General features: G+C 33.9%; 1 protein-coding gene. It reads left to right on the top strand.

Annotation, left to right across the window (positions count from 1 at the left end; all coding sequences use genetic code 11):
• Positions 1-221 precede the first annotated feature (221 nt).
• A partial coding sequence (locus C6368_RS16900; RefSeq protein ID WP_159038664.1) for a PKD domain-containing protein occupies positions 222-2,202 on the top strand: 1,981 nt, incomplete at its 3' end.

Below are 2,202 nucleotides of genomic sequence, written 5' to 3'. Positions count from 1 at the left end.
TGCATGTGGAGCAAGGTCAGGTTACTTTGTTGAAGTAATTACTTAGTTGAAACAATCAAACAACATTTAACTGTTCATTTTACATAAGTAACTTCTTGTAAATATATTACTTACTAGACAAAAGAATGAATCTGAAAAATAACGATGCATACACCTGTCCGGCATTTTTTTCATATATTTGATTAAATATTCACTTTAAAATTATAGCTATATAATTTACAATGAGGAAATTATCACTTCTATTCACTTTTATATTGGTTTTCACTTTTGTGAATGCTCAAGAAATCTGTGATAATGCAATTGATGATGATAATAATGGATTTATTGACCTCAATGATCCAGCTTGTGATTGCAATGGCATTGGAGCACCACCTACAGTCTTGTCTTTGGTTCCGAATCCTTCTTTTGAGTCCTTTAACTGCTGTCCTAATATACTTTCTCAATTAAGTTGTGCCGATAACTGGATCCAGGCTTCATTTGGTTCAAGCGATTATTTTAATTGTGGATTTGGCGTTGGTAACATTAATTCAGTTATTACTGCTCCTGATGGAACTGGTTTTGTGGGATCATTAGTTTTAGACAATTATCAAGAGTACATAGGAACTTGTCTCTCGGGACCTTTAATTGCTGGTGAGACTTATTCATTGACCTTTAATATTGCCTCATTAGAATTGTCACCAAATAGTTCATGCCCAGTCGCTATGGATGATATTAATATTTCCATTTTTGGCACAAGCAGTTGTGGTTCATTACCCTTGAGTAATTATGGATGTCCTACCACTTTCTCGAGTGCTTGGAGTTTGATAGATTCGGAGATCTATACTCCAAATTCCAATTGGGAAATAATTACAATTGAGTTTACACCTACAATCGATATTAATGAAATAATAATTGGTCCCCCTTGTATTTTGCCGCTAAGTTTTGGTGTTCCAAGTTGCCAACCTTATTTTTTATATGACAACTTTCAACTAGAATCAATCAATGCTTATAATTCACTTGAAATTTCAGACCAAGGAGATTATTGCAATGGTGATTTGGTATTGAATGCAACTTCAGATACTATTGGTGGAAATTGGCAATGGTATTTAGAAGGTGTCGCTATCATTGGAGAAACGAATAATGTTTTAAATGTTTCGACCGCAGGGTTGGGTGGAGGAAAATACGAAGTTAAATATTCTTTGGGAGCATTATGTGAAACCGAATATTTTAATGTCGATCAAGAAATTGTGGCTAATTATGGTCATGTGGATGTATGCTTAGGAGAAACTGTAGCATTTAGTGATTCTTCAGTCGTTGATACTAATGGGGTAGTTCTTATTAATTCATGGGAATGGAATTTTGATAATGGATCAACTTCATCAAGCCAAAATCCTAATGTTAGTTTTACCACACCTGGAGCTTACAATGTTCAATTAAAGGTCAGTACTAACAATTCCTGCATAGATTCAATTACAAAAACTGTTATTGTTCATCCTTCTCCAATTGCTGATTTTGATTTTGATACATTTTGTATTGATGTCATAAGTGATTTTGTAGATTTATCATCGTCCAACGGTGGGACTTTAATTGATTCTTGGATTTGGGACTTTGATGATGGATCCACTTCTGTATTAGAAAATCCGACACATATTTATACAATTGATGGTAATTATTCAGTAAGTTTAGTTGTGGAATCTATTTTTGGTTGTAAAGACTCTATAGCAAAAAATGTTTTTGCTGGCCTTGTACCTAACGCAGATTTTTCGGCAACATCCGAGTGTCTGGAAAACGAAACAGATTTTGCTGATTTAACTAACATATCAAGTACTAATGCTAATAATTCAATCACTATTTGGGAATGGGATTTTGGAGATGGTTCAACCAGTAATCTAGAAAATCCATCTTATGAATATGCAAATGATGGAACTTATAATGTTTCATTGAATGTGACTACAAACCATGGTTGTACTAATGAAATTAGCAAAATTGTTGTTGTTCATCCTGTACCTGAGGTTAATTTTGTAGGTATAAATAGAGAAGGTTGCTCTCCTATATGTTCAGAATTCAATTCCACAACAATAGTAAACGCTCCATCCACAATTGATAATTTAGATTGGACGGTATCCAACGGATCTAATTATCAAGGAAGTGGTTTCTCAGAATGTTTTGAAAGTCCGGTGGGAAGTTCAATTTACTACGATATTACTTTAACAGCGACTTCAA

Source organism: Brumimicrobium mesophilum (assembly GCF_003025005.1).
Taxonomy (GTDB): Bacteria; Bacteroidota; Bacteroidia; order Flavobacteriales_D; family Crocinitomicaceae; genus Brumimicrobium; species Brumimicrobium mesophilum.
This window is presented reverse-complemented; position numbering and strand designations above follow the sequence as displayed.